This is a genomic window from uncultured Roseobacter sp. (genome assembly GCF_947495275.1).
Taxonomy (GTDB): domain Bacteria; phylum Pseudomonadota; class Alphaproteobacteria; order Rhodobacterales; family Rhodobacteraceae; genus Roseobacter.
Genome location: NZ_CANLYL010000003.1, coordinates 73204 through 98358, shown reverse-complemented (window position 1 = coordinate 98358; position 25155 = coordinate 73204). Strand labels below are relative to the sequence as shown.

General features: G+C 57.5%; 25 protein-coding genes. 10 read left to right on the top strand and 15 right to left on the bottom strand.

The window, feature by feature from the left end; genetic code table 11:
• Window positions 1–77 precede the first annotated feature (77 nt).
• A complete protein-coding gene (locus Q0802_RS06970; RefSeq protein WP_298915561.1) occupies window positions 78–1505 on the bottom strand; it encodes an aldehyde dehydrogenase family protein in 1428 nt (475 codons plus the stop codon).
• A gap of 164 nt (window positions 1506–1669) precedes the next feature.
• On the opposite strand from Q0802_RS06970, the gene Q0802_RS06965 reads away from it, so the two are divergent.
• Window positions 1670–2323, top strand: a complete 654-nt coding sequence (locus tag Q0802_RS06965; RefSeq protein WP_298915559.1) for a peroxiredoxin — start codon at window positions 1670–1672, stop codon at window positions 2321–2323.
• Between the two features lie 32 nt (window positions 2324–2355).
• Here Q0802_RS06965 and Q0802_RS06960 read toward each other — a convergent pair whose 3' ends face one another.
• From Q0802_RS06960 to rbfA, 12 genes are all read right to left on the bottom strand, one after another.
• Window positions 2356–2814, bottom strand: coding sequence for an Lrp/AsnC family transcriptional regulator (locus Q0802_RS06960; RefSeq protein WP_298915557.1), 459 nt, complete (start codon window positions 2812–2814; stop codon window positions 2356–2358).
• A 101-nt stretch (window positions 2815–2915) separates the two neighbouring features.
• Window positions 2916–3935 carry an SGNH/GDSL hydrolase family protein gene (locus Q0802_RS06955; RefSeq protein ID WP_298915554.1) on the bottom strand — a complete coding sequence of 340 codons (1020 nt, stop codon included), beginning with the start codon at window positions 3933–3935 and terminating at the stop codon, window positions 2916–2918.
• Between the two features lie 148 nt (window positions 3936–4083).
• The gene (gene pnp, locus Q0802_RS06950; protein WP_298915551.1) at window positions 4084–6222 is read right to left on the bottom strand and encodes a polyribonucleotide nucleotidyltransferase; all 2139 of its coding nucleotides are present in this window, start codon (window positions 6220–6222) and stop codon (window positions 4084–4086) included.
• 298 nt (window positions 6223–6520) lie between these two features.
• Window positions 6521–6949 carry a potassium channel family protein gene (locus Q0802_RS06945; RefSeq protein ID WP_298915549.1) on the bottom strand — a complete coding sequence of 143 codons (429 nt, stop codon included), beginning with the start codon at window positions 6947–6949 and terminating at the stop codon, window positions 6521–6523.
• Between the two features lie 71 nt (window positions 6950–7020).
• Window positions 7021–7611, bottom strand: coding sequence for a LysE family transporter (locus Q0802_RS06940; protein WP_298915546.1), 591 nt, complete (start codon window positions 7609–7611; stop codon window positions 7021–7023).
• Between the two features lie 151 nt (window positions 7612–7762).
• Complete coding sequence (gene rpsO / locus Q0802_RS06935) at window positions 7763–8032, bottom strand: 30S ribosomal protein S15 (RefSeq protein WP_298916797.1); 270 nt, start codon at window positions 8030–8032, stop codon at window positions 7763–7765.
• A gap of 188 nt (window positions 8033–8220) precedes the next feature.
• Entirely contained in the window at window positions 8221–8985 is a 765-nt protein-coding gene (locus Q0802_RS06930; RefSeq protein ID WP_298915544.1) for a hypothetical protein, read from the bottom strand.
• Between the two features lie 65 nt (window positions 8986–9050).
• Window positions 9051–9572, bottom strand: coding sequence for a DUF1643 domain-containing protein (locus Q0802_RS06925; RefSeq protein ID WP_298915542.1), 522 nt, complete (start codon window positions 9570–9572; stop codon window positions 9051–9053).
• A gap of 80 nt (window positions 9573–9652) precedes the next feature.
• Window positions 9653–10141, bottom strand: a complete 489-nt coding sequence (locus Q0802_RS06920; RefSeq protein WP_298915539.1) for a hypothetical protein — start codon at window positions 10139–10141, stop codon at window positions 9653–9655.
• Between the two features lie 187 nt (window positions 10142–10328).
• The gene (gene truB / locus Q0802_RS06915; protein ID WP_298915536.1) at window positions 10329–11240 is read right to left on the bottom strand and encodes a tRNA pseudouridine(55) synthase TruB; all 912 of its coding nucleotides are present in this window, start codon (window positions 11238–11240) and stop codon (window positions 10329–10331) included.
• A gap of 90 nt (window positions 11241–11330) precedes the next feature.
• The gene (locus Q0802_RS06910) at window positions 11331–12071 is read right to left on the bottom strand and encodes a phosphodiester glycosidase family protein (RefSeq protein ID WP_298915533.1); all 741 of its coding nucleotides are present in this window, start codon (window positions 12069–12071) and stop codon (window positions 11331–11333) included.
• A complete protein-coding gene (rbfA, locus tag Q0802_RS06905) occupies window positions 12068–12481 on the bottom strand; it encodes a 30S ribosome-binding factor RbfA (RefSeq protein ID WP_298915530.1) in 414 nt (137 codons plus the stop codon). Before rbfA ends, Q0802_RS06910 begins: the two co-directional genes overlap by 4 nt.
• Window positions 12482–12570: 89 nt before the next feature.
• Between rbfA and dapB the strand changes: the two genes are divergently transcribed.
• Together dapB and Q0802_RS06895 are read left to right on the top strand one after the other, a co-directional pair.
• Window positions 12571–13389: a 4-hydroxy-tetrahydrodipicolinate reductase gene (gene dapB, locus Q0802_RS06900; RefSeq protein ID WP_298915527.1), complete on the top strand. Its 819-nt coding sequence runs from the start codon at window positions 12571–12573 to the stop codon at window positions 13387–13389.
• Between the two features lie 83 nt (window positions 13390–13472).
• A complete protein-coding gene (locus Q0802_RS06895) occupies window positions 13473–13820 on the top strand; it encodes a dihydrodipicolinate reductase (protein ID WP_298915525.1) in 348 nt (115 codons plus the stop codon).
• A gap of 53 nt (window positions 13821–13873) precedes the next feature.
• On the opposite strand, the gene Q0802_RS06890 is transcribed toward Q0802_RS06895, so the two are convergent.
• On the bottom strand, window positions 13874–14068 hold the full coding sequence (locus Q0802_RS06890; RefSeq protein ID WP_298915522.1) for a DUF1674 domain-containing protein: 195 nt from the start codon (window positions 14066–14068) through the stop codon (window positions 13874–13876).
• An 85-nt stretch (window positions 14069–14153) separates the two neighbouring features.
• Between Q0802_RS06890 and Q0802_RS06885 the strand changes: the two genes are divergently transcribed.
• The 7 genes from Q0802_RS06885 to Q0802_RS06855 all read left to right on the top strand — a co-directional run bounded on the left by Q0802_RS06885 (window position 14154) and on the right by Q0802_RS06855 (window position 22709).
• Window positions 14154–15425 carry a transcription antitermination factor NusB gene (locus tag Q0802_RS06885; protein WP_298915518.1) on the top strand — a complete coding sequence of 424 codons (1272 nt, stop codon included), beginning with the start codon at window positions 14154–14156 and terminating at the stop codon, window positions 15423–15425.
• A 118-nt stretch (window positions 15426–15543) separates the two neighbouring features.
• Window positions 15544–17289 (top strand): heparinase II/III family protein, encoded by a 1746-nt coding sequence (locus Q0802_RS06880; protein ID WP_298915515.1) that lies wholly within the window; start codon window positions 15544–15546, stop codon window positions 17287–17289.
• Window positions 17290–17309: 20 nt separating this feature from the next.
• The gene (gene purH / locus Q0802_RS06875; protein WP_298915512.1) at window positions 17310–18896 is read left to right on the top strand and encodes a bifunctional phosphoribosylaminoimidazolecarboxamide formyltransferase/IMP cyclohydrolase; all 1587 of its coding nucleotides are present in this window, start codon (window positions 17310–17312) and stop codon (window positions 18894–18896) included.
• 14 nt (window positions 18897–18910) lie between these two features.
• Window positions 18911–19396, top strand: a complete 486-nt coding sequence (lspA, locus tag Q0802_RS06870) for a signal peptidase II (RefSeq protein ID WP_298915510.1) — start codon at window positions 18911–18913, stop codon at window positions 19394–19396.
• A gap of 51 nt (window positions 19397–19447) precedes the next feature.
• On the top strand, window positions 19448–19948 hold the full coding sequence (locus Q0802_RS06865; RefSeq protein ID WP_298915508.1) for a DUF3035 domain-containing protein: 501 nt from the start codon (window positions 19448–19450) through the stop codon (window positions 19946–19948).
• Between the two features lie 110 nt (window positions 19949–20058).
• The gene (locus Q0802_RS06860; RefSeq protein WP_298915505.1) at window positions 20059–21393 is read left to right on the top strand and encodes a pitrilysin family protein; all 1335 of its coding nucleotides are present in this window, start codon (window positions 20059–20061) and stop codon (window positions 21391–21393) included.
• On the top strand, window positions 21390–22709 hold the full coding sequence (locus tag Q0802_RS06855) for a pitrilysin family protein (RefSeq protein ID WP_298915502.1): 1320 nt from the start codon (window positions 21390–21392) through the stop codon (window positions 22707–22709). Before Q0802_RS06860 ends, Q0802_RS06855 begins: the two co-directional genes overlap by 4 nt.
• An 82-nt stretch (window positions 22710–22791) precedes the next feature.
• Here the strand turns inward: Q0802_RS06855 and Q0802_RS06850 are convergent, their stop codons facing one another.
• Window positions 22792–25134 carry an aldehyde dehydrogenase family protein gene (locus tag Q0802_RS06850; protein ID WP_298915499.1) on the bottom strand — a complete coding sequence of 781 codons (2343 nt, stop codon included), beginning with the start codon at window positions 25132–25134 and terminating at the stop codon, window positions 22792–22794.
• Between the last annotated feature and the right edge of the window lie 21 nt (window positions 25135–25155).

Genomic DNA, 25155 nt, shown 5'->3' with positions numbered 1-25155 from the left:
CAAATGAAACCGCCGCGGCAGAAACCGCGGCGTTTTCTTTGAGGCTCTGCGGTCGCAATTCCCGCAGAAGTGTCCTCCTATTCGGCCGCCCAGCCAGAGACCGCTTTGACTTCGAGAAATTCCTCCAATCCATAAGTCCCGCCTTCACGGCCGTTTCCTGATTGTTTGTATCCACCAAAGGGTGATCCTTGTGCAAAGCCCTTCCCGTTGGTTTCGACCATTCCAGAACGCAGACGTCTTGCGACGCGGCGGCGTTTTTCATCATCTTCGGTCTGGATGTAGTTGGTCAGGCCGTAAGGCGTATCGTTGGCAATCGCGATTGCTTCTTCTTCGCTCTCGAACGGGATGATTGATAAAACCGGGCCAAAAATCTCTTCGCGGGCGATTGTCATTTCGTTGGTGACATCCGCAAAGACTGTCGGTTTGACGTAGTAGCCGCGATTGAGTCCGTCCGGGCGACCCAGGCCGCCCGCCACGAGGCGCGCTTCACCCATACCAACCTCGATGAGCTTCTGAATCTTGTCGAATTGCGCCTTTGAGACAACCGGGCCGATGTGTTTACCTTCTTCGGATGCCGGGCCGACATGTGTGCCCATGGCCGTTTCCGCCGCCATTTCGACAGCCTCGTCATAGCGTGATTTATGCACAAGCATCCGGGTGGGTGCGTTGCAGGATTGACCGGTATTCCGGAAACAGCGCACCGCGCCGGATTTCGCCGCTTTAGGGTGCGCATCCTCAAAAATGATGTTGGCGCCCTTTCCACCCAACTCAAGGCTGACGCGTTTGAGCGTGTCTGCTGCGGCTTTTGAAATGGCGATACCAGCGCGGGTTGAGCCGGTAAAGCTCACCATATCGACCTCCGGGTGTGCGGATAGCTGGCTGCCAACACCCGCGCCGTCGCCATTGACCATATTGAAAACACCGGCAGGAAAGCCAGCTTCATGCACGAATTCGGCAAACAGCAGGCCGGACAAAGGTGCGATTTCCGAGGGTTTGAGGACCATGGTGCAGCCCGTCGCCATCGCCGGAACGGCCTTGAGGATGATCTGGTTCATGGGCCAGTTCCAGGGTGTGATCAACGCGCAAACGCCAATCGGTTCCAGCAAGGTCTTTTCCGTCGATGTGAAATCGCGCTCGAAGCTGAAGTCTTCGAAGGCCTTGAGAAATCCATCCAGATGCCAGCTGCCCGCGCCCACCTGCTGGTTGCGGCTGAGTTCCATCGGCGCGCCCATCTCCATCGACATGGCTCGGGCCATTTCATCGGAACGCGCGTTGTAGATTTCAAGCAAACGCCGCATCAAACCCGTGCGTTCTTCCTTGCTCGTCCGGGACCAGCTGTCAAAAGCCGCGCGCGCAGCAGCGACTGCGGCATCCGTGTCCGCCTGATCGCCCAGAGAAATCACAGCGCATTGTTCTTCGGTCGACGGATCGATCACAGCAAAATCATTTGCAGTTGCGGGGGCGACCCATTGACCGTTGATGTAGAAATCACGTTTTTCCAACATGGGCTCTCTCCTTTTTCCTTTGGGACCGCGGGGTGCGGTGTAGCGTGGATTCGCGGCACTCTGTCACTGGGTTTGATCCTCTGCAAGAGAGGGGATGAAAGACGCGCGCGAACGTATTAGGTTAACGAACATTAGATACTGTTAGCATTGCACCGGAGGACACCATGGGCTTGCGCATCAACGACACCGTTCCGAATTTGACGGTCGAAACAGACCAAGGCACAATTCAATTGCACGACTGGATTGGCGACAGCTGGGCGATTTTGTTTTCTCACCCCAAAGATTTCACGCCGGTATGCACAACCGAGTTTGGGGCTGTGGCGCAGCTGGCAGACGAATGGGAAAAGCGAGGCACCAAAGTCATCGGTGTTTCGGTCGACGGCGTCGAAGATCACAAGAAGTGGAAAGGTGACATTGAAACCTTCGGCGGCGCAAAAGCTGGCTTCCCGATCATCGCTGACGATGGCCTTGAGGTTTCCAAGGCTTTTGACATGCTGCCAGCCGAGGCATATTTGCCCGATGGTCGCACGCCCGCAGACAGTGCGACGGTGCGGTCGGTTTTCATCATTGGGCCCGACAAGCAATTGAAGCTGTCGATGACATACCCGATGACCGTGGGTCGGAACTTTGCCGAGGTCCTGCGGGCATTGGACGGACTGCAAATGTCCATCGGCAAAGGCGTTGCAACGCCTGCTAACTGGAATGTCGGAGATGATGTGATCATCCCTGCAACCGTGTCAGATGAGGACGCAAAAGCAAAATTTGGTGAGTTCAACAAGATCTTGCCCTACCTGCGGACCACGAAAGCACCCCAATAACCTGACCTTGGGGCGGCGTGTATTGCGCCGCCTCAAAGTGGCAATTCGGTTGTCGATTTAAGCTCTTTCAAAACAAAGCTTGAATGCACTTCGCGAACAATCGCGTTGCGCAGGAGTGTATGGGTCATGAAGCTCTCATAGGCTTCGACATCTGCCACGCGAATCTTCAATTGGTAGTCAGCCTTTCCGGAAGTCGCATAGCATTCGACGATTTCGGGGTGGCCTTCGATCAGACTGGCGAACCCGGAAACCGTCTTTTCGGAGTGGTCGGTGAGTGTGATCGCGGCCAGAACACTCAATTTGCAACCAAGCTGATTGGGGTCCAGCAAAGCCACCCGCGCACGGATGAGTTTTGCACTTTCGAATTCCTGCAATCTGCGCCAGACGGTGCTTTGCGCCATGCTGCACCGCTCGGCGAGTTGTGCCAGCGACAGCCCCGAATCGCGTTGAATTTCCCGCAATAATCGCTGATCCGAAGCTGATATTTTCATTTTTCCGCTCAGTTGGGATTTTTTGTGACAATAGCTGGCGCAGGTAAAACAAAAAAGCCCCAGCGATCGCTGAGGCTTCCCCGTTTGTGCTTACAGTCGCTTTAGATAGGGCGACGGCGACGCGCCATAACGCCGATTGTGCCAAAGGCTGTGAGGAACAATAGCGCGGAGGCTGGAACCGGTACGACAGCAGCCCGCGCTTCCGACGCCAGAATGCGATGCGTGGCGGATGTCGGATGGACCGCGTCAGCAAAGAGGAAACTGTCCACCTGTTCCAGGGTTAACCCACCGTCGGTAACGCAGTTTGGCCCAAGATCATTTGCGAAGCTGATCGTGCAGGGCAAGGTGACATTAGTAAAATCATAGATACCTTCCGGGCCAAGAGGATCATTCAGAGCATCGTTAAACAGTGCGAACGTATCGACCGTGTAGATGTTCAACCCGGCATTTTGCAGGTCAGCGATGTTGCTTTGAAGCTGATTGTTGAACGCGAATGTTGCGTCGGTGGCGTTCTGCTGATCGTCGGTGTCGAATACAGCATATGAGGGTGTAAGTCCAAGATCGGGCAAATTGGGAATGATGAAATCGTCGAACAGTCCGCGCGTGGATGTGGCAATGCCCTCGACCTGTTGGGTCAGCAGGTTTGCGGCATTCCGAGCGTCCTCCAGACGGGTATCACCCGCAAGCGTGTTGAACAGATCGTTTGCACCAAACCATACGGACACAAGGGGGTTATTTCCCGGCTCAATAGCGTCGAAAAATGGCGGCACGGGCACGTCCAGAAAAAGATTCGCGGAAAATGCCTGAATCTGACCTGCAAATGTGGAAATCGGTGTCCGAGGCGCGGCTACCGGACCGGCAGTTGCTCCGCCAATCGCGTAATTCTGAGTGTTCTTGCCAGCGGCTTCGAAATCGTCTGCCAGGAACTCTGTCCAGACTTTCCCGTTTGAAAATCGCCCGTCCAGGCTGGGTGCAGATAAAAATCCCGGACCCGCTTTCCCATCATCCGAGAGGCTGTCGCCAAACGCATAGTAGCTGGTGAAAGTGTCTGCCAATGTGCTGGCCTGCGCCGTTGTCGCCAGGCCGAGCGCGATTGTCGTTGCAATAGCTGTTGTCTTCATAACTGGCCCTCCCAAGCCTATTTGGGAGAAATTAGCACTGTTTCGGTGGCTGCACAGGATGACCCTGCGGCAATTTATCAGGACGCTACGTCAAAAAAACCCCGGCGCGATGGCCGGGGTAATTGAGTGTTCGAAGATCAAGCAGTGATTACTCGTCTGCTGTCGCTTCCTCTTTTTTGATCTCTTGGCCAGTTTCCTGATCGACAACTTTCATCGAGAGGCGCACCTTGCCGCGGTCATCAAAGCCCAGAAGTTTGACTTTAACTTCCTGACCTTCCTTGAGAACATCCGATGGGTGGTTCAGTCGGCGGTTCTCGATCTGGGAGACATGCACGAGGCCGTCGCGCTTGCCGAAGAAGTTCACGAAAGCACCAAAGTCGACGATCTTCACGACGGTGCCAGTGTAGACCATGCCTTCTTCGGGTTCGGCTACGATGGAGTGGATCATGTCGTAGGCTTTCTTGATCGAATCGCCGTTCGGAGACGCGATCTTGATGGTGCCTTCGTCGTTGATGTCCACTTTTGCGCCCGAGACTTCCACGATTTCGCGGATGACCTTGCCGCCGGAGCCGATGACTTCGCGGATTTTATCCGTTGGAATCTGCATCGTCTCGATACGGGGTGCGTGGACGGAGAAGTCCGCTGCACCGGTGATGGACTTCGCCATTTCACCCAGGATATGCATCCGGCCGTCTTTGGCTTGAGCCAGCGCTTTTTCCATGATCTCGGGCGTGATGCCCGCGACCTTGATGTCCATCTGCAATGAGGTGATGCCGTTCTCGGTGCCTGCGACTTTGAAGTCCATGTCGCCCAAGTGATCTTCATCGCCCAGAATATCGGACAGGATCGCGTAAGAACCGTCCTCTTCCAGGATCAGACCCATGGCCACACCGGCCACCGCGTTCTTCAGCGGTACACCTGCGTCCATCATCGACAGCGATCCACCGCAGACCGACGCCATCGAAGACGAGCCGTTGGATTCGGTGATCTCGGAGACCACGCGGACGGTGTAGGGGAAGTCTGTCGCGGCAGGCAGAACCGCCTGCAACGCGCGCCACGCTAGTTTGCCGTGACCGATTTCGCGACGTCCGGGAGGGCCCACGCGGCCCGCTTCACCAACCGAATAGGGTGGGAAGTTGTAGTGCAGCAGGAAGTTGGATTTGAAGTTACCGTGCAGCGCATCGATGAATTGTTCGTCGTCGCCGGTGCCCAGCGTGGTCACGACCAGACCCTGCGTTTCACCGCGGGTGAAGAGCGCCGAACCGTGTGTCCGCGGCAGCAGGCCGGTTTCACAGACGATGTCACGGATTTCGTCGGTTTTCCGTCCGTCGATCCGCTTGCCGGTTTTCACCACGTCGCCGCGCAGGATCGAGGCTTCAAGGCCTTTCATTGCAGAGCCAAGGTTCGGGTCCTCTGCCTGCTCTTCGCTCAACGCTGCCATGATCTTCTCGCGGGCGGCGGCCACGGCGGTGGTGCGTTCCTGCTTGTCGGAGATCGCGAAAGCCGCGCGCATGTCTGCCTCGCCAGCGGCGGCGATGGCCGCAGACAGCTCGGAATAATCCGCAGGCTGATAGTCGAAGGGCTCTTTGGCCGCTTCTTCTGCCAGGCTGATGATCAGGTCGATCACCGGTTGGATTTGTTCATGTGCGAATTTCACCGCACCCAGCATTTCCTCTTCGGTCAGCTCGTAAGCTTCGGATTCGACCATCATCACAGCGTCTTTGGTGCCAGCGACAACCAGATCCAGACGTTGTTCCGGGTTCAGACGCAGGTCCTGCATGTCATCGACGGTCGGGTTCAGAACGTATTCGCCATCCTCGAAACCGATGCGGGCACCGGCAATCGGGCCCATGAAGGGCGCGCCGGAAATCGTCAGCGCGGCGGAGGCCGCGATCATCGCAACCATATCGGGATCATTGACCAGATCGTGGGAAAGCACGGTGCACATTACCAGCACTTCGTTTTTGAAGCCGGGTACGAACAGCGGGCGGATCGGACGGTCGATCAGGCGTGCGGTCAGCGTTTCTTTTTCAGTTGGGCGCGCTTCACGCTTGAAAAAACCGCCAGGCACTTTGCCGGCGGCGTAGTATTTTTCCTGATAATGCACGGTCAGCGGAAAGAAATCCTGACCCGGCTTTTGTTTCTTGGCAAAGGTGACGTTTGCCATGACGCTGGTTTCGCCCAGCGTTGCAATCACCGACCCATCCGCTTGACGGGCCACTTTTCCAGTTTCCAGTGTGAGCGTCTCTTCGCCCCACTGCATCGACTTTTTCGTTTCGTTGAACATCTAGGTTCCTCAAGTTGGCCCATTGGCCATTTGCATAGGGGGCGTATTCCCCCTGACCCCGGTATCTTCTTTTGGCGGCGCTGAGGTCCGGGCGCCGGCTTTCAGATTGCGGGTACGTACACGAGAAATAGAGTATTGGAAAGGGACGCCGTGCGCTTCAGGCAAACCAATTCATGCCAGCAATCACAGCGGTACAGCGTGCAGAAATGCCGTTTACAGAAATCCGTGCAGAAGGTTTCCGTTTCCGAACTGTTGGTACAACTTTCTGAAACTGATCCTCGCGCCATGGTGCTATCGATCAGGGGGCATTTTCACCCAGGATTCGTGAAAACAGACCGACAACAAAGGCTGTTGTCATGCCGAACATCAATATACCGGTGACTGAAACCATCGCACCAGCAATCCGAAAACCGGGATCGAGAACCACGTCGCCGTAACCCACTGTCGTGTAGGTGACCAAGGCGTAGTAGATTGGCGCTTCATATCCAGGCAACGCGCCAGCGGCCCACAGAGAAAATGCGCTGATATAGATTTGAAGGGTGTGCGAGAAGAGCAGCACAAGGAAAAGAGCGCAGACCGTCAGAATCTGATGCCGCGTATTTCGATGTTCTGCAAAGTGATCATGGTTGCGCAGATACCGTACAAGACGCGCAATGATCAGGATATGCAGCAACGAGCAGACGAGAAGCACAGCACTGCCAAACATGATTTGGAATAGGACGGGCATAGGTGTTCAGGTCTGCGCTGGTTCAACGTTTCCGATGGTCTAAGGTGTCAGTGCGATGTTGTCCAATCGCGTTAGACCTGAGCGAGTGTAGCCAGCACTACGACGGCCATCATTGAGAGAGCCATCGCAACGTTGATAGCGCGCTGGCTTTTTGCAGGCAGGTCCATCTTGCGCAAGGCAATGCCAAGCCAGAGCCAACTGAAATGGATCGGAATCCAGATGGCATTTACGATCAGAAATTTCAGCGCGATCTCGAAGACAAGGTTTTGAGGCCAGAAACCGAAACCTGTAAATAGCGTGGTGTTTACCGCATAGGCTTTTGGATTGATGGCTTGCAACATGATGCCACCGATGATCCCGGGCGGGCTGGCACGTTCTATAAAGGCGATCTTGGTGCCGGCAAATGCGATGCGACAGGCCAAGTAGGAGAGGTAGGCGACTGAAGCGATAAAGAGGATTGTACGCAGTCGGTCATCTGCCAAAATGGCGGCTGTCAAACCGCTTACGATGGCAAGGCAGACCAGGTTGGTGCCAATGAAAAGACCGGTCACGTATCTGGAACCGGCGCGCGCGCCAAACGCAGCGCCCACGCCGGCCGTCGAAAGAACACCGGGCCCGGGTGTTGCCATGAGGAAAAAGACAGCAGCAGCAAAAGTCAGCATGCGCGCAACCTAATGGACCTTATGGGGAGGTAAAGGGGGGCGCCACACAAAGAAAAACCACGCCGATGCGGGCGTGGTTTTATGGGTTTTCCGGGCAGATGATGCAGTTTTCTAAAAACGGCAGGCACCCGGATGATCTGATAACAGATCGTTATCTGCGAAGACCAAGGCGTTTGATGAGGTCCTGATACCGGGCTTCATCTTTGGCTTTGGTGTAATCAAGAAGTTTGCGGCGCGTGGCCACCATCTTGAGAAGACCGCGGCGGCCGTGGTTGTCTTTCTTGTGTGTTTTGAAGTGCTCGGTCAGGGTCGCAATGCGCGACGACAGAATGGCGACTTGCACCTCAGGCGAACCGGTGTCGCCTTCTTTGGTGGCGAATTCCTTCATGACGCGTACTTTTTCTTCAGCAGTAATCGACATCGGGGTCTCCTTTTTCAAAAGAGTTACGGGAATGGCACAAGCCGGGATGTCGTCCAGCGTAGGCCCGTGGAGAAGTAGCTTTGGGGAGATTCCCTTCGGCGATGCGCGTATAGGCGCGTTTGCCGGAAATGGCAAACGGAGAATCATCCTTGCTGATGTCGGAATAGAAGAGGCCGGACCTCTTTGAATTAAGCGGGCTCCAGCCCGATCGCTTCTGCAGAGCTCAAGGGGATGAGTGTCAGGTCAGCCACACTCAATTCGGTGTCGCCGTAAATTTCAGCAACACTGACACCATTCATCGATATGTGCATGACTTCCGGGTCGTCGGGATCCGGGTCAACCGTGACATCCGGTTCGTCGGCGCTGATACTGGTATCATCCCACACCAGCATGAGGCTATCGTGCTCTGGCTCATAGTCCAGAATCTCCGCGCCGTTGCCTTGCGTGATCCAATCCCCAAGCAAGAAGTCATCATTGCCTTCGCCGCTCGCAGCAATGTCGTCTTCTCCAAGAATGAGGATATCGTCACCACTGCCCCCATTGAGGTAGTCACCTTCGTCGGTGTCCATGATTCCGACAGTATCGGGATCATCTACGATACCGTTGAGAACATCACTGCCGAGCCCGCCGAAAATCAGGTCCGAGCCTGCGCTGCCCCCCAGTTGATCATTGCCGTCACCGCCTTCAATGTAGTCCGTTTGCTCGGTGCCAGCGATCACATCCGCGGATGCGTCACCGGAGATGTGGGAAATATCCAATGTGTCGAACTGTGTCAGCAAATCGCCGGTTTCCAACGTGATTTCAGTGTCTTCAAGGGCATCGTCGTCTTGATCTTCATCGATCTCTCCCGGCTGGATTGCGACAAACGATGCCGCTCCTACCCCTGCCAGACCTACCAAACCGGCCAACCACAACATGACGAAACCCTCGTTAACGTATTTACCCGTTCGCATGTGAATTGGTCTTTTCACCCTCACAAGCGATCGCCTGTTGTTAGGCCGAAATTCTAACCAATCGGTTAACGCTGGTCCGATCTCGCCCAGATTTCAGGGAGTTTTGAATAGGCGAGATAAAGGGGGTGTCTTGGGTGCCCCTCCTTTGACAGGCCCAGATGGTAAAGCGGTTTGTCCAATCCCGATAGTAAATCGGCAACAGAATTACCCCTTTCTTGGTGCGCGCCATGAACGCCCCAGGCGACAATCACCTGATCAGCCCATAACGCGGAAGCGCGCAATACCGCGTCGTTCAAAGGGCCAATCGGTTCCTTCGCGCGGCGCATTGCTGTTGGATCCGTGTCTCGCCAGGCAAAAATATTCGTGACACGAAAAGCTCCGAAACCCAGATGCTCGGCGCGTCTCTGACAGCGTTCGACGGTTGGGTCATTGCGAATCTCGTCGGCTTTCGATGGATTCAGCATGATAAAGTTCACTTTGGGCCGTGTCTCGTCCCAGACCCGCGTCAACCGGTATCTGTAGTTGCCGCAATCCGAGTAGGCGGCTTCCGACCAAATGTTATTGTCCTGATGCGTTCTGACCTTCATGGCCGTGTCATGCCAGCACGCTTCAAATAGAACAAGGCCGCCCTAGGCAACGGCGGCCTCATTCTTACTTCGGGTGTGTTTTAGCCGATAGCAACTTCGCGTTTGCGTGGCAGATCAAGCACTTCACCGCGCAATTCAAGAACGGCTGCAGCCACCAGCGCGTAAACGATGTGACCCCAGAGAGCAACCCAGGTGATGCCGGTGAAACCAAGGAAAGGTTTCATGCCTGCCACCAGATGCGCCATGCCGTAAAGGGCAAAAGCCCAGAGAGCGACGCCATATACGGTCGCGGTGATGCTCCAGTGCAACTGGGGAAGAACAGCGCGTTGAACGGGGCGAGCGATGGCAAAATATCCGATCACGTAGAACAGCAGGCCGGTGACCGTGTGCAACAGATAGGCCGCGCCGGAAGGGGCCGCTCCAAAGACAGACTTGAGCGTGGCACCTGCAAGACCGACAGGGGCCAGCTTTGCGTAGCCAAAGAGGGGGCTGAGCGCTTGACCAAAGGTGTCGAAGGCGATTGTGGCAAATGCGCCGGCGGTCAGGAGGGTAAGGACAGTGCGTTTCATATCAGAGCTCCGCGTTGGGAAAGGGTTCATGCGTCTGACCCCGATATGGCGATAAATCCCGACCCTTTGGAGAGGCCTCACGCAGGGCTTACCCAGCTGTGATGTTTCGTAATAAATTCTGAAACAATTCAATGGTTTTGGTGACATCCGCGCGAGGAATGCGACAAATTGAAATATTTGGAACCAATCAGTTCTCTATATTGATTACGCGGCTTGGATGCAGCTCGCCGGACTTGAAGCGCCCGACCGCCACGGCACGTCCTTCATAGGACGCCCAGCACTCATCGCCATATTCGACATCCGTTGTCAGAACCATGCCGGGATTACCGTTGCGCAGGCGTGTGACGCCCTCCGGCGTGGCCTTGACCTCAGGCAAGGACGTCAAAGCTTCCTCAAGAGGGTGCAGATGTGCGTCAAGCGCTGGACTGCGTGCCATGTCGTCGACTTGCTCAAGCGATAGCCCGTCTTCGGCGTCCCAGGGGCCCGACCAGATCCGGCGCAACTCTCTTACGTGGCCAAAGCACCCCAGCGCATTACCCAGGTCGCGCGCGATCGAACGTACGTAACCCCCCTTGCCGCAAACCAGCTCTAACGTCACATGATCCGCGTCCGGTCGATCAATGAGCAACAGGCTCTCTACGTAGAGCGGGCGGGCAGCTATCTCCATCGTTTCGCCGTCGCGGGCCCGTTTGTAAGCGCGCTCGCCGTCTATCTTTACGGCGGAAAACTGCGGGGGCACCTGTTCGATATCGCCTATGAAAGCGCCAAGCGCCTCCTTGATGTCCTGATCATCCGGGCGTTGCGCGCTTTCGGCAATCACTTCCCCTTCGGCATCATCGGTATTCGTGGCCTGTCCCAGTCGGATGGTGAACTCATAAGCCTTCAAAGCATCGGTGACGTAGGGCACCGTTTTGGTGGCTTCGCCAAGGGCAACGGCCAAAACGCCTGTCGCGTCAGGATCCAAGGTCCCCGCATGACCTGCCTTTTTGGCATCCAGCGCCCAACGGACCTTGTTCACAACTGCGGTAGACGTGAGCCCCGCCGGTTTGTCCACGATCAGCCACCCGGAAATGTCTCTGCCTTTGCGTCTGCGTGCCATGGGGTCCTCAATTTTCTTGCGATTGGCGCGATAACCCGCCTTTGCCTGGACGGCCAGCGAAAACTACGCGCCGCATCTCAATTCAGCGCATCACTCGTCGGCGACAACGACACCGACGATGGGTCCCAGGCTGAAACCGAAATCGCTGCGGTCCAGCGATGGGGCATAGAGCCGGGAGATCTTGCCATCAAAATAAAGTGCATTGGGTGTTTTCAAATGGTCGCGGAACAAGCGGCCAAAACTGTGAAAATTCACCGGCTCATCGGAGATTGCAAAAACCGCGCGTTTTCCGTCTGCTGAGGTGCCCACCCCGTTTCGAATGTATTTGGACCTGCCATCTTCGAGAAACCGCGGATGCAATGCGCCGTCGATGACCAGCATTGGGCCAGATTGCGACGCATCCTCGCACCCAGGTGTTTCAGCCAGATATTCTTTGGTTTCAAAAACGTCGGCCCGGCCTGGGCGCAAACAGAAAACGCCATTTGGCAGCAACCCGAAGTTTCCCGGTCCCGCGCTCTCTATCACCCGCATGATTTCGACGCCATCTTCAACATAATGACCAACGGGTGCGCGATCCTCATGGTACATGCCCGCATTCATGGCAAAGGCCAGGCGCTTGTTCTGTGGCGCCAACATCCGATTAATGGTCGAAAACTGTCCCAGCGGGTCGCCTGCGTCATCAAAAAGGAAAAGCTCAAGATCATCCGTAGTGGCATCCACTTCGCAGACTGTGTAGCGCAAACCGTCAAAATCGACGGCTGCACACTCCAGCGCGTCAACGCTCTGTGCGTGCACCGCAAAGAGACCAGCCAGCCAGAGTGCCCGCATCATTCAGGGGGCGTCTCCTCGGCCGCTGTATCGCGCCGTACTTCGGCGCGGCTGAGCATTTCGCGTGTCTCATCCATCCGGTCAAATGTCTCATCGAGTTGAAACCGCAGGTCGGGCGCGAATTTCAGCGACAGCTTTTTGGATACGATCCGGCGTAACTCACCCTTGTTGCGCGCCAGCAATCCGATGACTTCATCGCGTCCATCACCGCCAAGTGGCAGCACATAGGCCGTGGCGATCTTCAGATCGGGGGAAGTTCGCACCTCGCCTACGGTGATCGACATGCGGTTCAAATCCGGATCGTGTACATCACCGCGCGCCAGCACATCTGCGAGTGCGCGGCGGATCGTTTCCCCAACCCGCAGTTGACGTTGTGAGGGGCCGGGGCCGTCGTGAAATTTGTTCTTTCCCATGTGTTCCATCTAAGGCTTCATCATGGCTTTGCCAAGCGGGCTGCCGCGCGATAAGCAGGAGCCATGATTGCATCGCAAGGGAGTGTCGCGTGGGCAAGTCAACGGGAATAGTCGTCACAGGTGTCTCTGGTCGCATGGGGCAGATGCTGGTCGAGACAATTGCGGCTTCGGAACAGGCGCATCTGATCGGTGCGGTGGAACGTCCGGGGCATGCGTGGGTTGGATGTGATCTAGGCACCGCCATGGGCGCTGCGGAAACGGGCGTCACCGTGACGGATGACATTGCCCAAGCGCTGCAAGGCGCCGATGTCGCCATCGACTTTACTGCGCCGATCGCCACAATCGCGGTTGCGCGCGCGGCAGCTAAAGCAGGTGTTGCACATGTGATTGGGACAACCGGTATGACGGCTGACGAGATTGAACAACTGTCTGGCCCGGCCGGGCAAACCGTGATCGTACGGGCCGGGAACATGAGCCTTGGGGTTAATCTGTTGGTTCAATTGACCAAACGCGTGGCGGCGGCGCTGGATGACGATTACGATATCGAAATCATCGAAGCGCATCATAACCAGAAAGTTGACGCGCCATCGGGCACTGCGCTGATGCTCGGTGAAGCCGCCGCCGAAGGGCGCGGCGTGGCGCTTGAGGATGTTTCCGACAGGGCCCGCGATGGCATCACCGGCGCGCGCAACCGTGGCGAGATCGGATTCGCCGCAATCCGCGGGGGCGACATCATCGGCGAGCACGATGTGCTATTTGCCGCAGCTGGTGAGCGGATCACGCTGCGCCATGTGGCATCGGACCGCTCGGTCTTTGCGCGCGGCGCTTTGAAGGCAGCACTTTGGGCCATTGATAAAGACCCCGGTCATTACGACATGTTGGATGTGCTGGGGCTTTCCAAGCAGTAAACTGCCGACATCACGATTTTTTTAAAACCAATTTCGGTCACGCTACGTATATCTCTCGAGTGAGATATATGGAGCTTTCTGATATGCGCATGCTTGTGAGCACACTGGCAATGATCGCGGGAACGGCCGCGTCAGCCGAATTCGCTAAAGTGGACAGTCAGGAAGAGTTTGTGTCGCTGGTCGCGGGCAAAGAACTTAAGCGCCCTTTCATCAATCTGGAGGTTTCTCCGGAAGGAGCCATTTCCGGAAAGGGCGCGGCATGGGAAGTGACAGGAAACTGGACTTGGCGCGATGGGTATTTCTGCCGCGATCTTTTCTGGGGTGGCGATGCGCTGGGGTATAACTGTCAGGAAGTGCAGGCCAAAGACAATCGAATCCGCTTCACATCAGATAAGGGCGCAGGCGATTCTGCCGAGTTCCGTCTGCGCTAGGCGGATGCGTTGGTCTCAAAAAGCTTTATGCCGCTCAAGGCGCTTGAGCGACTTCAAAAGTCGACCGCGATGCCCTTTTTCTCCCAATCACCGTAGCGCACGGGTTCCGGTCCCTCGCGACCGCCCAATTCCGGCGGCAAGTTCAGATCTTGCTGCTTGCGCCGACGTTCTTCGGCTTCGGCCAAAGCCCGACGAGCTGCCGGAGGCAGCTCTTTAGCCACTTCATTTGTTTCTCTGTCGTCGCCCATTTCGCATCTTTCCTGAACGTCTTGCCCTTGATATACGCCCCTCTTTGGCGCAGACAACCCGCCAGCATCTATTGGAGCCACAATCATGTCCGACACAGGCGTTCCGGCGCGGCGCAGCGCCGTCTATCTGCTTGATCAGATTTTGGGTGAGGGGCGACTGATGTCCGAACTGACCGGGTCGGGCGCATTGGACAAATTACCCGTGGAGGACCGCGCACGGGCTGCACGTCTGGCCACCGACACGCTGCGGGGGATGGAACGCGCGGACCGCCTGCTGCAAAAGCACCTGTCGAAATACCCGCCGTTGACGGTTCGTAATGTGCTGCGGGTCGGCACGGTTGAACTTTGTACTGGGGCTGCGGCGCACGGTGTTGTCAATGCCATGGTTGAACTCGTCTCCAAACATCCGCGGCTCAGCCATCTGAAGGGGCTGACAAACGCGGTTCTGCGCAAAGTTGCCGCAGATGGTCCTGACGCGTGGCAGAATCTGCGCGCCCCGCGATTGCCGAAATGGTTGCGCGGTCCTTTGGTTCAGGCCTGGGGCGCTGATGCCATGGCGGCGATGGAAATCGCGCATTTTAACGGCGCGCCACTTGACCTGACGGCACGTGATGACCCGCAGGCCGTGGCAACCGCAACGGGTGGCACGCTTCTGCCGAATGGATCAGTGCGTATCCGCGATGCGGGGCAGGTTTCCTCAATGCCCGGTTTCGCTGAAGGCGCTTGGTGGGTCCAAGATGCCGCCGCAGCGATGCCGGTTCAAATTCTGGCTCCGAAACCTGGTGAGAAGGTGCTGGACCTTTGTGCGGCCCCCGGTGGCAAAACCATGCAACTGGCGGCAGCGGGCGCTCAGGTGACGGCGCTGGACGATTCGGCGGGGCGTATGACGCGCGTAGAAGAAAACCTGTCCCGTACGGGGCTCAAGGCCGAACTTGTGGTTGCCGACGCGCTGAGCGCCAAGGGGCAATATGATGCAGTGCTGCTGGACGCACCCTGTTCAGCAACGGGTACGATCCGACGCCACCCGGATCTGCCACAGGCAAAGGACGGGTCTGAGTTTGGCGCGTTGATTGATCTGCAAGAGCAGCTGATCGACCATGCCTGGACATTGCTTAAGCCGGGCGGACGCCTGGTATTCTGCACCTGTTCCTTGCTGCCCGACGAAGGCGAGGTCCAAGTGGATGAAGCGCTGATCCGTCATACCGACATGGAGACGGATAGACACGCGCTTGATCGCCCGGGCATTGATCCCGATTGGCAAACCACGGAAGGCGGATTGCGTTTGCGTCCGGATTTCTGGTCGGACAAGGGTGGTATGGATGGTTTCTACATGGCTTGCCTGCGCAAGTCTGCGTGATCCAAATGGTTTCTCCAGTATGAAAAGCAGGCGGGTCAAGATAAGTCGGTGACTCGCGGGTTTTGCCACGCTAACATATGCTCAAACGCCGTCAGAGCGTCCCCAGGCAGAGACCCACATGTCCGAAAACAGAAGTTTTGCTGCCCGCAAGGTGCATTTCCTGAATCGCTGGCACGCCGCGCGTGCCGGACGTATGCGCGCGCGCGCTGTGGGATTCGTCTCGTCACCTGAACCGCGCACGATCGGCAGTTTTGCCAAAGGTCGCCAGTTGCTGGCGGGTAATTTCCTCTTTGCTGGCCACCTGTTGGAACACAAGGATGCGGAATTATGGGATTTGCCGGCACCCAATAGTGATTATGAGCAGGAGATTCAGGGGTTCGCTTGGCTGGATGATCTTGCGGCGGTTGGCGATCCGCCAGCCCGCAATGCCGCGCGTCTTTGGCTCTGGGGCTGGATCGAACGTTATGGCCGTGGACGCGGCCCGGGCTGGACGCCCGATCTGACGGGGCGACGCCTCATCCGGTGGATCAACCACGCGCTCTTCATGTTGCAGGGGCAGGATGCACCAGACAGCGATGTCTTTTATCGCAGCCTGCATCAGCAAACACATTTTCTTGCCCGCCGCTGGCACGGTGCGGCCAGCGGACTGCCCAGATTTGAAGCGCTGACCGGTCTGGTTTACGCGGGCCTGTCTCTGGAAGGAATGGAACCGGTGGCGATGCCCGCCGTGAAAGCACTGGCGAAGGAGTGCCGCTCACAAATCGACGATCAGGGTGGCCTGCCCACGCGGAACCCCGAGGAGTTGCTGGAGGTTTTCACCCTCCTCACATGGGCCGCCGCAGCGCTGTCTGATGCGGGCCACGCGACACCTCAGGAACACCTGGACGCCATTGAACGCATTGCACCGACCTTGCGGACATTGCGTCATTCGGACGGCGGTTTGGCGCGCTTCCACGGTGGTGGACGGGGGCCGGAAGGCTGGCTCGACCATGCTTTGGCGCAAGCGCGGGTCAAAACGCGCCAGCCGGACGGATTGTCGATGGGGTTTGCACGGCTTTCGGCGGGGCGCACGAGCGTCATTATCGATGCGGCGAAACCACCCACGGGCCGGGCATCGTTTAACGCCCACGCTTCCACTCTGGCGTTGGAACTGACGTCAGGGCGACGACCGCTGGTGGTCAATTGCGGATCGGGGCGTTCCTTTGGTCCCGATTGGCGGCGGGCTGGTCGGGCGACCCCATCGCATTCAACGCTGTCGCTGGACGGCTATTCGAGTGCGCGGCTTGGGAATACCGACCGGGCGACAGGGCGCGAAGAGCTCATCGAGGCACCCACGCGTGTCCCAATCGAGATTGGGCATGTGAGCGACGGGTTGCGGTTTCAGGGGGGGCACAACGGATTTGCGCAAACCCACGGGCTGACGCACGCACGCACACTTGAAATGACCTTTGACGGGCGGGCGATGGCCGGAGAGGACATGTTGCTGTCACTGGATGATGCGGAAAAGAAGCGCTTTGACCGCGCCCTTGATGCCACGCAACTGCAAGGCATCGCCTTTGACATCCGATTCCACCTTCACCCAGAGGTGGACGCGACACTCGATTTGGGCGGGGCTGCAATCTCCATGGCTCTGAAAAGCGGCGAAATCTGGGTCTTCAGACATGATGGCGCCCAAACTCTGAGCTTGCAGCCGTCGGTTTATCTCGAAACCGGTCGCCTCAAACCGCGCAGTGCAAATCAGATTGTTCTTTCCGGTCGGGCTATGTCATACGCCACCCGTGTCCGCTGGTCCTTGTCCAAAGCGCAGGAAACTGCGATTGGCGTGCGGGATCTCAGCCAAGATGCGCCAGACCTGACCGAATAGCCTTTCAAGGATTCCTGCCCATGACCGATCTCGCCCCGCTGCGCCGCGCACTTCTTTCCGTTTCAGACAAGACCGGGCTGGTGGATCTGGGGCAGGCTTTGGCGGCACGTGGCGTCGAGCTGCTGTCTACCGGGGGCACGGCAAAGGCGTTGCGCGATGCAGGGTTGGAGGTGCGGGATGTTGCGGATGTGACCGGTTTTCCTGAAATGATGGACGGCCGGGTCAAGACACTGCACCCGGTGGTTCATGGCGGGCTGCTGGCACTGCGGGACAAGGATGATCATGTCGCGGCGATGCAGGCGCATGATATCGGCCCCATCGATCTGGTGGTGGTGAACCTCTACCCCTTCGAGGAGACGCTGGCCAAAGGGGCGCCCTATGCCGAGATGATCGAGAACATCGATATTGGGGGCCCGGCGATGATCCGATCGGCGGCGAAAAACCACGGGTTCGTGACGGTTGTGGTGGATGTGCAGGACTATGACGCGGTTTTGGCGGAACTGGCAGCCCATGACGGGCAAACAACCTATGCGCTGCGTCAACGTCTTGCCCAAACCGCCTATGCGCGGACGGCAGCCTATGACACGGCTGTCAGCACCTGGATGGCCGGTGAGGTGGGGCAAACGCCGCGCCGCCGGACCTTTGGCGGCACTCTGGCGCAACCCCTTCGCTATGGGGAGAACCCGCATCAGTCCGCCGCTTTTTACACGGATGGCTCCAACCGTCCCGGTGTGGCGACGGCGACCCAGCATCAGGGTAAGGAGCTGAGCTACAATAACATCAATGACACGGATGCGGCCTTTGAGTTGGTGAGTGAGTTTGACCCGGGTGACGGCCCGGCTTGCGCAATCATCAAACACGCAAATCCTTGCGGCGTGGCACGAGGCGCAACGCTGAAAGAGGCCTACACACGCGCCTTTGATTGTGACCGGACCTCTGCCTTTGGCGGCATCATCGCCTTGAATCGGCCCCTGGATGCGGAGACGGCGCAGGAAATCACCGGAATTTTCACCGAAGTCGTCATCGCACCCGGTGCGGATGAGGCTGCGCTCGCCGTTTTCGCGGCAAAGAAAAACCTGCGCCTTCTGACAACGGATGGGCTGGCCGATCCGGCAACTGCCGCTCTGGCGGTCAGGCAGGTGTCGGGAGGTTATCTGGTGCAGGACAAGGATGTCGGGCGGGTTTCATTGGATGATCTGAAGGTGGTTACCCGGAAGTCCCCATCCGATCAGGAGATGGCAGACCTGTTGTTTGCATGGACCGTGGCGAAGCATGTCAAATCCAACGCGATCATCTACGTCAAGGATGGTGCGACGGTCGGCGTCGGTGCCGGGCAGATGAGCCGCGTAGACAGCACGCGGATCGCTGCGCGCAAAGCGCAAGACATGGCTGAGGCGATGGGCTTGCCAGCACCACTGACGCAGGGTTCGGTGGTGGCGTCGGATGCTTTCTTTCCCTTTGCCGACGGCCTGATCACAGCTGCCGAAGCGGGCGCAACTGCGCTGATCCAACCCGGTGGATCCATGCGGGATGACGAGGTGATTGCCGCGGCAGATGAAGCGGGCCTTGCGATGGTCTTTACCGGCATGCGCCATTTCCGACACTGAGAACAGGAACCCCAATGCGCACAATCTTTTGGGCAGCGGCGGCCGCTTTCGTCATTGATCAGGCCAGCAAGTACTGGGTCATTCACGGGCTGGAGCTTTGGCGCATCCGGGCGATTGATGTTCTGCCGCCGGTGCTGAACTTCCGCTACGGGGAAAACAGGGGCATCAATTTTGGCCTTTTTGGCGACGGATCAGAGGCCAGTCGCTGGATATTGATCGCTCTTGCGGTTGCGATCTGCCTGGCGGTTCTGGTCTGGGTCCGAAAGCACGCTCTTGGCCGAATGGCGCGCATTGGCGCCGGCCTCCTGGTCGGCGGGGCGCTGGCCAATGTGCTCGACCGGCTGATCTATGGTTACGTTCTGGATTTTCTGAACATGTCCTGTTGCGGTATCGACAATCCCTTTGTGTTCAACCTGGCGGATGTGTTCATATTTGCTGGCGCGATTGCGTTGGTGTTCTTTGCTCCAGACGTGAAGTCTGAGCCCAAAAAAGGCCAGTGACATTGCCCGCCCGCTTGGCGTATCAACGGACTGACCGCGAGGAGACCTGACATGCGCCGGATTTTGGCCCTCATTCTGATCACCGCTGCCCTCAGCGCTTGTGCAAACAAGGGCCTGAGAGATCTGCGTCCCAATTCGCGTGGACCGGATGAGTTCATCATCGAGCCCAAAGCCACGCTGGAAACGCCAGATGATCTGAGCGCGCTACCGACCCCAACGCCTGGCCAAAGCAACCGGACCGACAATGACCCGCTGTCTGATGCGGTCATCGCTCTGGGTGGCAAACCGGCGCAATCCAGCGGCATTCCCGCCTCTGATGGCGCTCTGGTTACGGCCGCCAGCCGCTTTGGCGTATCGCCGAGCATTCGTCAGGACCTCGCGAAAGCCGATGCTGATTTCCGCCGCAGACAGTCGCGCTTCACCCAGTTCCGCCTTTTCCCCGAGGATCGTTATGTGCAGGCTTATCGCCGCGAGGTTCTTGATGCGGAGACGGTTGCAGGGCAATGGCGACGTGCCGGGGCCAAAACGCCAAGCTATCCACCGCTCAATTGAGCTTACTCGGGGCGCTTTCGCTCACTTTCGTGACAGGACGCCTTGAACCCGCGCCGCGGGGAAGTACCTCTTGGGCAACGAGATGTGATTGACCACAAGAAGGACGTCCCATGATCCGACTGACTGCCATTGCAGCACTTCTTTCGCTTCTTCCCGGTTTTCTGGCCGCGAGTGACGAGGCGGTCACCACTTTCAAACTCGACAATGGCATGCAGGTCATCGTGGTCGAAGATCACCGTGCCCCCGTGGTACAGCATATGGTCTGGTACCGGGCCGGATCGGCTGATGAGCCCAAAGGCTCGTCTGGCGTCGCCCACTTCCTGGAACACCTGCTGTTCAAGGCGACCGATAAACTGGCCGCAGGAGAGCTGTCAGCGACGGTTGCGCGAAACGGCGGGCGCGACAATGCGTTCACGTCATATGACTATACCGCCTATTTCCAGAGGGTTGCAGCGGATAGGCTGGAATTGATGATGAGCATGGAATCAGACCGGATGCGCAACATTCGTCTGACCGAAGAGAATATCCGAACCGAGCGCGATGTGATCATTGAAGAACGCAACCAGCGGACCGAAAACAATCCCAGCGCCCTGTTCGGGGAACAGTTAAGCGCGGCGCAGTTCCTCAACCACCGTTATGGCGCACCGATTATCGGTTGGATGCACGAAATGCGCTCGCTGGATATGGATGACGCTTTGGGGTTTTACGAAACCTACTATGCGCCCAACAACGCCATTCTTGTTGTTTCAGGGGATGTAACGCCGGAAGACGTGCGCAGGTTGGCAGACAAATACTATGGCGTAATTCCTGCCAACCCCGATCTTCCTGAACGTATTCGCACCGAAGAACCGCCGCAAACCGCCGAAAGGCGGGTGATTTTCCGTGACGCACGTGTCGCGCAGCCTTATGTGCGCCGGTCCTATCTGGCACCTGAGCGTGATCCGGGAGATCAGCAGACGGCAGCAGCCCTGACCATTCTGGCGGAAATTCTGGGCGGTGGCACGACGTCTTATCTGACCGATGCATTGCAGTTCGATACGCAGATCGCGACCTATTCGGCGGCCTTCTACCGTGGGGTTTCGCTGGATGATACGACCTTCACTGTGTTGGTTGTGCCGCGCCCGGGCGTGAGCCTGCAAGAGGCCGAAGACGCCATGGATGCGGCGTTGGAACAATTCCTGATAGACGGTGTCGACGCTGAACAGCTTGACCGTATCAAGCTGCAAATCAGGGCGGATCAGATTTATGCGCGTGACGATGTGGACCGAATTGCCAACCGCTATGGGCAAGCCCTGTCGTCGGGTTTGACGATTGAAGATGTGCAAGCCTGGCCCGATGTTCTGGAGGCGGTGACGGCCGAAGATATCGTCGAAGCCGCACGCGATGTTTTTGATATCCGCGCCTCTGTGACCGGATGGCTGATGCGCGAGGAGGTAACGCAATGATCCGTTTTCTTTTGTCGATGTTTGTCACTTTTGTGATCGCAGCACCCACGGCGGCAGAGGTCAAAATTCAGGAAGTTACCTCTGATCGCGGATTGACGGCCTGGTTGGTGGAAGATCACTCCATTCCGTTTGTAGCATTGGAAGTCCGGTTTCGGGGTGGCGCGTCGCTGGATGCACCTGGCAAGCGCGGTGCGGTGAACCTGATGACGAGCCTTCTTGAGGAGGGCGCGGGTGACATGGACGCCAGAGCCTTTGCCCGAGCAGGGGAGGCGCTTGCCACATCTTTTGGGTTCGATGTCGGAGACGATTCCCTATCGGTTTCCGCCCGGTTCTTGACGGAGAATCAAGACGCTTCGGTCGCTTTGCTGCGCGCGGCTTTGCTTGAGCCGAGGTTCGATGCGGATGCCATTGAACGCGTCAGAAACCAGGTGCTTTCCATCATTCGCTCAGAGGCCAAGGACCCGAACGACATCGCCAGCCGGACCTTTGACCAGGTTGCCTTTGGAGATCATCCCTATGCGACGTCGATCAACGGTACCGAAGAAACCGTGGCGGCCCTGACCCGTGACGATCTGGTACAAGCACACCTCAATGTTATGGCGCGCGACCGCATCTACATCGGCGCTGTCGGAGATATCACGCCCGGAGATCTGGCGATCCTGATGGATGAATTGCTGGGTGACTTACCTGAAACCGGTGCGCCGATGCCACCAGTGGCGCAGGTTGAAATTCCCGGTGGCGTAACCGTTGTTCCTTTTACAACGCCGCAGTCTGTAGCGATATTCGGGCATGCCGGAATGGCCCAGGAAGATCCCGATTTTTTTGCCGCCAGCGTCCTCAACCAGGTTTTGGGGGGCGGGTCATTTGAGAGCCGATTGATGGATGAGGTGCGCGAAAAACGCGGACTGACCTACGGGGTCTACTCTCATCTCATACCAAAAGATCTCGCTGCGATTTACCTTGGATCCGTAAGTTCGGCCAATGATCGGATCGCAGAAGCCATTGATGTCATCCGGTCCGAATGGGCCAGGGCGGCGGCGGAAGGTGTGACACAGGCTGAGCTGGATGATGCCAAGACCTACATGACAGGGGCCTACCCCTTGAGATTTGATGGAAACGGACCGATCGCGCGGATAATGGTCGGAATGCAAATGCTCGGTTTGCCGATCGACTACATTGCGACCCGAAACGAGCGCGTTGAGGCGGTCACCTTGGAAGACGTCAAACGGGTCGCCGCGGATCTGCTTGTTCCGGAAGGGCTGCATTTCGTTGTCGTCGGGCAGCCGGTTGGGCTGGAAAGCACACCAGCCAACTGATGTTTTGTTAAAATGAGGCGCTGTCGCGCCACGCCATGTCCTCGGCCCCTGGTGGGCCGAGTGTTGTCGCGCGATTCAGGTGTTATTCGCCATAGGGGACCCAGATATTCTTGATTTCGGTCGCGGCATCGAGGAATTCCTTGCCTTGACCTGCTTTTCCCATCCAGTCACGGGCGAAACCATTGTTGACCCAGGTGCGTTTGAGATTGCTGGCGCTGGCACGTTCAATGTCAGCGCAGAGGTCTTTATCCGCGAATGACCAAACAGCATCAACATCCATATGACTTGCCATGTGCCTTGCGACATCTGCATGAGGACCGGTGAGAATATTGACAACACCAGAAGGCACATCTGACGTTTCCAGGATTTGGATGAAATCCGTAGCTGCCAGAGGAAAGGGTTCAGAAGCACTGAGAATGACCCGATTGCCCATGGCGATGGCCGGAGCCATGCAGGAGATCAGACCCAGCAAGGGCATCTCATTCGGGCAGATGGCGCCGATCACGCCAACGGGTTCCTTCATGGCAAGGGCGACGCCGCGGATGGGAACACCGTGCACCTGACCGTCGTTTTTGTCAGCCCATGCAGCATAGGTGAAGAGCCGCTGTATTGTCGCTTCGATCTCCTTTTCCCCCAGCTTGCCACCCCGCATGTCATTCAAACGCCGCGCAAATTCTGCGGCCCGAGCGGATAGGTTTTCGGCGATATAATAAAGGATTTGCGCACGCAGGTGGCCGCTGGTTCTGGCCCAGCTCTTTGCAGCCTGCGCGGCTTCAACCGCGTTGCGCAAGTCCTTGCGGTTTGCCAGGGAGACATGGCCAAGTTGACCCCCTGACTTTCCCCAGACCGGGCGCGAATAACCCCCATCCGGGCGGGATTGCTTGCCGCCGATGAAGAGTTTGGCCGTCCGGTCGATTGGATCGACAGGATCGCCACTGCCGGAAAAGGCTGAAATTTCCTTGAGCGGTTTTCGCGCGCCCTTAGGCCGTGTGTAACCTGCAAGACCTTCCCATCCTCCTTCGCGGCCAAAACCGCTTTCCCGCACACCCCCGAAACCGGCGGCAGCATCCATCAGATTGGTGCCATTGATCCAGACGATCCCGCTGGCCAATTTGGGCGCGATGTCGAGCGCGAGGTTGATGTTCTCGCTCCAGACGGTTGCGGCGAGCCCGTAGCGCGTATTATTGGCCAGCGCGACAGCATCCGCAGGCGTCCGGAACGTTGAGGACACCAGAACGGGTCCAAAGATCTCTTCCTGCATCAGCGTATCAGCAGGGTTCAGACCCGTGATCAGCGTGGGTGGGTAGAAGCTGCCAACTTCGGGCAATTGCGCCGTGGCGACGTGGGTATGACCCGCGGAATTCGAAGCGACGAGCTCAGTAATTGCTTTCAGCTGGACCGGGTCGACAATCGCGCCAACATCAATGCTCTTGTCCAACGGGTTGCCGACGCGCAGCTTGTCCATGCGCGCACGCAACTTGGCATAAAACACCTCTGCAACCGGTTCGTGCACCAAAAGACGCGATCCCGCACAGCATACCTGACCCTGATTGAACCAGATCGCATCAACCAAGCCTTCGACGGCTGAATCGAGATCCGCATCGTCAAATACGATGTAGGGAGACTTCCCCCCCAACTCCAGCGTCAGCGCCTTGCCGCTGCCCGCCGTGGCTTCGCGGATACGGCGTCCGACCGCCGTTGATCCTGTAAACGCCACTTTGTCGACATCCGCAGCCACAATCATTTCGCCAACGGTGCCATCACCAGTGATAATGTTTACAACGCCTTTCGGCAGCCCGGCCTGACGGCAGATATCCGCGAAAAGCAAGGCGGTCAGAGAGGTGTATTCAGCAGGTTTCAGAACAACTGTATTGCCCACGGCGAGGGCCGGGGCGATTTTCCAGGCCAACATCAGCAGTGGGAAATTCCACGGGATCACCTGACCGCATACGCCTAGCGCTTCGCGGTCCGGCAACGCGTCTTCCATCAACTGCGCCATGCCGGCGTGGAAATAGAAATGCCGCTGTGCAAGGGGTACATCGATATCACGGCTCTCGCGGATCGGTTTGCCATTGTCGAGCGATTCCAGAACGGCAAACATCCGTGCGTGTTTTTGCAGCAGGCGCGCAAGGGCGTAAAGATATCGCGCTCTGCCATGGCCGCCAAGGCCTTCCCATTTGGGGTGGGCGCGCCGGGCTGCTTTCACTGCGGCATCGACGTCCGCCTGTGTGCCTTGGGTCAGTGTCGCCAGGGTCTCTCCATTCGCCGGATTGCGGCTGTCAAAACCTTCCCCTGGTTCCGTGAAGGTGCCGTCGATAAAATGTCCGAACCGATTTTCCTGATCTTTCAGCCAAGCCAATGCATCTTCGGTACTTTCCGGAGCGACCCCGTATTCCATCGTTTCAAATATCTCGGAAACTGTCATGGCCTCAGGCCCTTTCAATGC

What these genes read in the sequence shown, in the direction of transcription:
- Q0802_RS06885 (WP_298915518.1), top strand. Translation starts at nt 14,154, where the DNA reads ATGTCCGACACAGGCGTTCCGGCGCGGCGCAGCGCCGTCTATCTGCTT.
- Q0802_RS06850 (WP_298915499.1), bottom strand. Translation starts at nt 25,134, where the DNA reads ATGACAGTTTCCGAGATATTTGAAACGATGGAATACGGGGTCGCTCCG.
- Q0802_RS06945 (WP_298915549.1), bottom strand. Translation starts at nt 6,949, where the DNA reads ATGCCCGTCCTATTCCAAATCATGTTTGGCAGTGCTGTGCTTCTCGTC.
- Q0802_RS06965 (WP_298915559.1), top strand. Translation starts at nt 1,670, where the DNA reads ATGGGCTTGCGCATCAACGACACCGTTCCGAATTTGACGGTCGAAACA.
- Q0802_RS06940 (WP_298915546.1), bottom strand. Translation starts at nt 7,611, where the DNA reads ATGCTGACTTTTGCTGCTGCTGTCTTTTTCCTCATGGCAACACCCGGG.
- Q0802_RS06895 (WP_298915525.1), top strand. Translation starts at nt 13,473, where the DNA reads ATGCGCATGCTTGTGAGCACACTGGCAATGATCGCGGGAACGGCCGCG.
- Q0802_RS06855 (WP_298915502.1), top strand. Translation starts at nt 21,390, where the DNA reads ATGATCCGTTTTCTTTTGTCGATGTTTGTCACTTTTGTGATCGCAGCA.
- Q0802_RS06925 (WP_298915542.1), bottom strand. Translation starts at nt 9,572, where the DNA reads ATGAAGGTCAGAACGCATCAGGACAATAACATTTGGTCGGAAGCCGCC.
- Q0802_RS06890 (WP_298915522.1), bottom strand. Translation starts at nt 14,068, where the DNA reads ATGGGCGACGACAGAGAAACAAATGAAGTGGCTAAAGAGCTGCCTCCG.
- Q0802_RS06930 (WP_298915544.1), bottom strand. Translation starts at nt 8,985, where the DNA reads ATGCGAACGGGTAAATACGTTAACGAGGGTTTCGTCATGTTGTGGTTG.
- truB (WP_298915536.1), bottom strand. Translation starts at nt 11,240, where the DNA reads ATGGCACGCAGACGCAAAGGCAGAGACATTTCCGGGTGGCTGATCGTG.
- Q0802_RS06880 (WP_298915515.1), top strand. Translation starts at nt 15,544, where the DNA reads ATGTCCGAAAACAGAAGTTTTGCTGCCCGCAAGGTGCATTTCCTGAAT.
- lspA (WP_298915510.1), top strand. Translation starts at nt 18,911, where the DNA reads ATGCGCACAATCTTTTGGGCAGCGGCGGCCGCTTTCGTCATTGATCAG.
- purH (WP_298915512.1), top strand. Translation starts at nt 17,310, where the DNA reads ATGACCGATCTCGCCCCGCTGCGCCGCGCACTTCTTTCCGTTTCAGAC.
- pnp (WP_298915551.1), bottom strand. Translation starts at nt 6,222, where the DNA reads ATGTTCAACGAAACGAAAAAGTCGATGCAGTGGGGCGAAGAGACGCTC.
- Q0802_RS06860 (WP_298915505.1), top strand. Translation starts at nt 20,059, where the DNA reads ATGATCCGACTGACTGCCATTGCAGCACTTCTTTCGCTTCTTCCCGGT.
- Q0802_RS06920 (WP_298915539.1), bottom strand. Translation starts at nt 10,141, where the DNA reads ATGAAACGCACTGTCCTTACCCTCCTGACCGCCGGCGCATTTGCCACA.
- Q0802_RS06955 (WP_298915554.1), bottom strand. Translation starts at nt 3,935, where the DNA reads ATGAAGACAACAGCTATTGCAACGACAATCGCGCTCGGCCTGGCGACA.
- Q0802_RS06865 (WP_298915508.1), top strand. Translation starts at nt 19,448, where the DNA reads ATGCGCCGGATTTTGGCCCTCATTCTGATCACCGCTGCCCTCAGCGCT.
- rpsO (WP_298916797.1), bottom strand. Translation starts at nt 8,032, where the DNA reads ATGTCGATTACTGCTGAAGAAAAAGTACGCGTCATGAAGGAATTCGCC.
- Q0802_RS06970 (WP_298915561.1), bottom strand. Translation starts at nt 1,505, where the DNA reads ATGTTGGAAAAACGTGATTTCTACATCAACGGTCAATGGGTCGCCCCC.
- Q0802_RS06910 (WP_298915533.1), bottom strand. Translation starts at nt 12,071, where the DNA reads ATGATGCGGGCACTCTGGCTGGCTGGTCTCTTTGCGGTGCACGCACAG.
- Q0802_RS06960 (WP_298915557.1), bottom strand. Translation starts at nt 2,814, where the DNA reads ATGAAAATATCAGCTTCGGATCAGCGATTATTGCGGGAAATTCAACGC.
- rbfA (WP_298915530.1), bottom strand. Translation starts at nt 12,481, where the DNA reads ATGGGAAAGAACAAATTTCACGACGGCCCCGGCCCCTCACAACGTCAA.